This is a genomic window from Methanobrevibacter sp. (assembly GCF_045636185.1).
Classification (GTDB): Archaea; Methanobacteriota; Methanobacteria; order Methanobacteriales; family Methanobacteriaceae; genus Methanocatella.
Genome location: NZ_JAZTXC010000080.1, coordinates 1 through 5147 on the forward strand (window position 1 = coordinate 1; position 5147 = coordinate 5147).

Consider the following 5147-nt stretch of genomic DNA (forward strand, 5'->3'; position numbering starts at 1 on the left):
AAAAATAGACTAAATTAATTAAATAAATTAAATTTAAAAATAAATCAATGGTTTTTTAAAAAAATAATTTAAAAAATAGTATTTTCATAGAAATGAGTGAATAAGAGGTGACTATTTTTTAAAATTATTAAATTAAAAATGAGAATAAAAATAGAAAATTGTAAAACAAATATAATAAGCAAAATGCTCATTACAAAGTTTTACAACAACTAAAATTTATTCTAAATGTTTATTACCACTAATCTAAATTTAGTATTGTCTGTATGATTTAGGACCAAATTCAGTGAATGGTAATGGTTCTTCGTTGTCTACACCACTGTAGTAACCGAAGATGTCTCTGACTTTTTGGTTTACAGTAGCCCATACTTTGGATACTGGAATTTCACAAGGACATACTTCACTACATTGACCACAGTTGGTACATGCATCTACCATGTGCACCATACGGGTTAAGTGGAAGAATGGAGCTGCAGGAGTGTATCCGCCAGGTACCCATTCAGGACCTTCAGCTTCGAGACAACAGTCGTCACAGAAACAGAGAGGACATGCTTCACGGCATCCGTAACATTTCATACATTTGGAGAATTCTTCTTTGTATTCTGCAAATACTTCTAAAATGTCACCGGAGGTTCCAGCAAAGTCTTTTTCTCTTTGTGCCATTGCTTGTTTTACCATGATGTTGTCGATGTTAGCACGGATTGTTACACCTTTTTCGATAGGTTCTTGGGTTTCAATTAAACCAGCTTCAATTACTTTATCTAAGATTTCTGCACCTTTTTCGGAGCATACTTCTACAAAGGTTGCTTTTCCAGCTAATTCACCAATAACTCCCCAGTTACCTAATGCTAAATCAGCGTTGGTAGGGATGTTCATGGTACATCTTTGACAGTTTTCTCTTCTACCCATTCCTTGTTCTTCAAGATCATCGATGGAAATAGCTTTTTCACCGTCAGCGGTTTCCATAATGAGTTTTCCTTTGGAAATCTCTTCTTTGATAACATCTGCAGGGTCTAATTCGTAAACGTCTCTAATCATTTTCATAGTTGGTACAGGAGGCATGGTTCCTCCACAGTTTACACCAATCATGATGACGTTTTCTTCGATAACTTTTCTTTTTCTCATTAACTCTTTTAAGGTCATTGCGTCACATGGTTTTGTGGTAACTGCAATTTTCATATCTCTTGCACCGTCTAAGTATTTGGATACGAATTTTGCTAAGTTTAAGGTACCACAGTGAAGGGATCCTGCAGATTTGATTACATCTTCAGGGTCAGTGATAAGAATAGGTTTAGCATCGTATAAGTCAGCTGCTTCTTCTACAGCAACAACAGCATCAACAATACCTTCTTCGAGTAAGTATTTCATGATAGTAGTTACGACTCCACCGTATTCTCCTTTTTCTTTTATTGCTTCATTACCAGAGTATGCATAAAATAAATCATTTACATTTACAGCCATATTAATCTACTCCTTATTTCACCTATAATTTTTCTACTTGAATAGCACAAGCTTTTAATTCAACCATTTTACATTTAGGGTCGAAAGAATCGGAGTTGGTTAACATGTTAGCTGCACATTCGGTAAAGTGCATAGGAATGTTTACAATACCTTTCTTAATGTCGTCAGTTACACGAGCAGGAATTTCGATTTCTCCTCTTCTAGAGTATGCTTTTACTATTTCATTGTTAAGAATTCCTCTTTCTGCTGCATCTTCAGTGTTGATTTCGATGAATCCAGTAGGTACTTCTTTATCTAAGGTTTCACATCTTCTGGTCATAGCAGCGTGATAGTGGAACAAGATACGGGTAGTAGTTAAGAGTAATGGATATTCATCATCAACAACTTCGACAGGACCTCTGTGTTCTAATGCTTGGAATACACCTAAACCGTCTGGGTGAGCGAATTTATCTTTGTGCATTAAAGGTTCACAAGGATCTTCTGGGTCAAGACATGGCCAGTGGACACCTTCAGGTTTGAGTAATCTTTCATGAGTGATTCCGTAGTAGGAAGGAGCGAGTTCTCTGATTTCTTCCCAAATTTCAGCAGCGTTTTCATAGTGGAATAATTCTCTTGGTCTGCCCATTCTAACAGCAATTTCTTCCATAATCTTCCAGTCAAGCATGGTTCCTTCAGGTGGTTCTTGAGCTTTACGTAACCATTGAACTCTTCTTTCACCAGAAGTGAAGGTACCTTCTTGTTCACCCCAACCTGCTGCAGGTAATACAACATCTGCTTCAGCAGCGGTATCGGTCATGAACAATTCTTGAACGATTAACATTTCTAAGTTTGCAATTGCTTCTTTGGTGTGCTTAATATCTGCATCGGAGAGTACAGGGTCTTCCCCGTGGATGTATAATACTTTTAAGTCACCAGCGTGAGCAGCATTCATCATTTCTACTAAGGTTAAACCAGGAGTGGTTGGTAAGTCCATTTGGTAAGCTTCTGAGAATTTTTTGGTAATTTCAGGGTTTGCAACTTTTTGGTAACCAACATAGTCAGAAGGTAATGCACCCATATCACAAGCACCTTGTACGTTGTTTTGTCCTCTTAATGGGTTTACTCCTCCACCGATTTTACCTAAGTTACCGGTTAACATTGCTAAGTTAGCAGTGGACATTACGTTGTCTGCACCGTGAGAGTGTTCAGTAATACCTAATGAGTATACAATAGCTGCGTTTTCAGCTTCAGCATATTCAATAGCTACACGTTCAATTTGTTCAGGGTCAGCTTCGGTAATTTCTGCTACTTTGTCAAGGTCGTATTTCATTGCAACTTCTTTCATTTCTTCGTAACCTTTGGTTCTGTTAGCAATGAACTCATCATCTTGTAAACCGTTTTCAATGATGATTTTGATCATACCGTTCATTAAAGCTACGTCAGTACCGGTTTTGAATTGCATGTATTCGTGTGCTAATTTTGCAGTAGGAGTGTATCTTGGGTCTGCTACTACTAATTTTGCACCGTTTTTAATAGCTCTGATAATTTTACGACCGAATAATGGGTGTGCTTCCATGTTGTTAGAACCAATACAGAAGATGAAATCAGCTTCTTCAATACTGTCATAACCGTTGGTTGATGCACCTGAACCGAAGGTGGTTGCAAGACCAGCTACAGTAGGACCGTGACAGATACGTGCACAGTGGTCTACGTTTTGAGTACCACATCCGGCTCTTGCTAATTTTTGAGTTATGTAAATGTTTTCGTTAGGAGATCTAGCACATGCGTAGAAACCTAATTTGTTAGGGTCAGTGTCAGCATATTTTTTAAGGGTGCTAGCTACTAAGTCTAAAGCTTCATCCCAGGAAGCTTCTCTGAATTCACCATTTTCTTTGATTAACGGAGTAGTTAATCTGTCTGGGTGGTTAATGAATTGCCATCCAAAGTTACCTTTTGGACATACTTTTCCTTCATTAACAGGGTGTCTTTTCCATGGTTCGACACCAATGATTTTTCCATCTTTGACTACAAAGTTAATACCACAACCGGTACCACAGTAAGGACAAATAGATGGTACATATTTTATCTCAACCATTTTATAATCTCCATAATAAAATCAAGGTTTTATTTTTGTTTTGTTCACATATTGGCAAATTCAATTATTGACTAACAATGAAATTTTTAATAATTATATATTTATTAAAACTTCTTAGATATTGTGAATTGTGTCGAGTATTGTGAATTGTGTCTATTGTTATAATCCAATAAAAGAATTGACAATAATATTCGAAGTACATAAATAATATAATATTATATTATCATGAAATGTGATATTTAGGACTTGAAAAAAGCCCTAATGTGATTTAGAAACAGATAAGTCTCTAAAAATTTTTTGGAATTAAAAATTCCTAATATAAGCATGATTTTCATTCAAATGAAATTTTTAAGAAAAATTTCTAAAAATCTAAATAAATTAGTAGATACTTATTGAATTTGAATTAAATAGGTTTCTTTCAAATTTTCAATAAGTAAATACAAATTTAGGGATTTGTAAAAATCCTTTGTGTTTGACTAATAGAATATTAGATCCAAACTGATTTTGTACATTTAGTCACGTAAGTATACGAACCAGTATGCACATGCTACAAATACTGCAGCACCAACGATGTTACCTAAGGTTACAGGTATTAAGTTGTTGATGAAGAATTGTGCCCAGGTTACTTCAGCACCTAAGAAGATACCTAATGGGATGAAGAACATGTTTGCGACACTGTGCTCAAATCCAATACATACAAACGCCATGATTGGGAACCAAATACCGAAGAATTTACCTACAACATCTTCTGCTGCATTAGCTAAGTATACTGCTAAACATACTAACCAGTTACAACCAATACCTCTAAGGAAACATTGTACCCAAGTTAAAGAAGCAGTTGATTTTCCAGCTGCCATGAAGGTAGCTCCACCTAAAGCTTTGGTGTTAGCAATGGTAATTGCACCGCCAGCGAATGCTTCAGGTACCATAATACCAGTTGCGTAAGCAAGTACGTAAGCAACAAAGAGACCACCGATTAAGTTGAATACCCAAGATCCAACCCAATTTTTGAGTAATCCCATAATATCAGTTTTACCATCTAAAAGACCCATAGTCATAAACATTACGTCACCAGTGAATAATTCAGATCCACAAATGACAACCATAATTAAACCTACAGGGAACACGCCCCCGAAGATCAATTTAGAAATACCTATTGGTACACCACCAGCTACTGCACCAGTGTTTGCTACTTCTGCAAGTAATCCACCGAATGCAATGTAAGCACCTGCTAAGAAACCTAAAATAGCAAGTTTAATTATAGGCATTTCACCTTTTGCGGTAGCTGCAGCTGCAACTGCTTTTGCAGTATCTGCAGGACTTTTAAAACTCATATATCTCAACCTCTTTTTTAAATTATCCCATATAATAATCAATACTCTCGAGGCCTATATTAAACCTTACATAAAGAGAGCATTAATTATAATTATTTATCATACATATAAAAAGACTTTGCTATTAAAATGAAAACAAAACATTTATATAGTTAAAATGTGCATTTTTACAAAGAGAAATTATGTTCATAACGATGAAAAATAAGAAGAAATTAAATAATGTTCAATTTTATTCAAATCAGCATAAAGAAATAAGGGAAAAGTGAATGATCAATGATAAT

At 35.5% G+C, this 5147-nt stretch carries 3 protein-coding genes; all 3 read right to left on the bottom strand.

Annotation, left to right across the window (positions count from 1 at the left end):
- Window positions 1–249: 249 nt before the first annotated feature.
- Entirely contained in the window at window positions 250–1458 is a 1209-nt protein-coding gene (locus ACKI3Q_RS04925) for a Coenzyme F420 hydrogenase/dehydrogenase, beta subunit C-terminal domain (RefSeq protein WP_407414846.1), read from the bottom strand.
- A 22-nt stretch (window positions 1459–1480) separates the two neighbouring features.
- Window positions 1481–3532, bottom strand: a complete 2052-nt coding sequence (fdhF, locus tag ACKI3Q_RS04930; protein ID WP_407414848.1) for a formate dehydrogenase subunit alpha — start codon at window positions 3530–3532, stop codon at window positions 1481–1483.
- Window positions 3533–4044: 512 nt separating this feature from the next.
- On the bottom strand, window positions 4045–4866 hold the full coding sequence (locus ACKI3Q_RS04935; RefSeq protein WP_407414850.1) for a formate/nitrite transporter family protein: 822 nt from the start codon (window positions 4864–4866) through the stop codon (window positions 4045–4047).
- Window positions 4867–5147 lie beyond the last annotated feature (281 nt).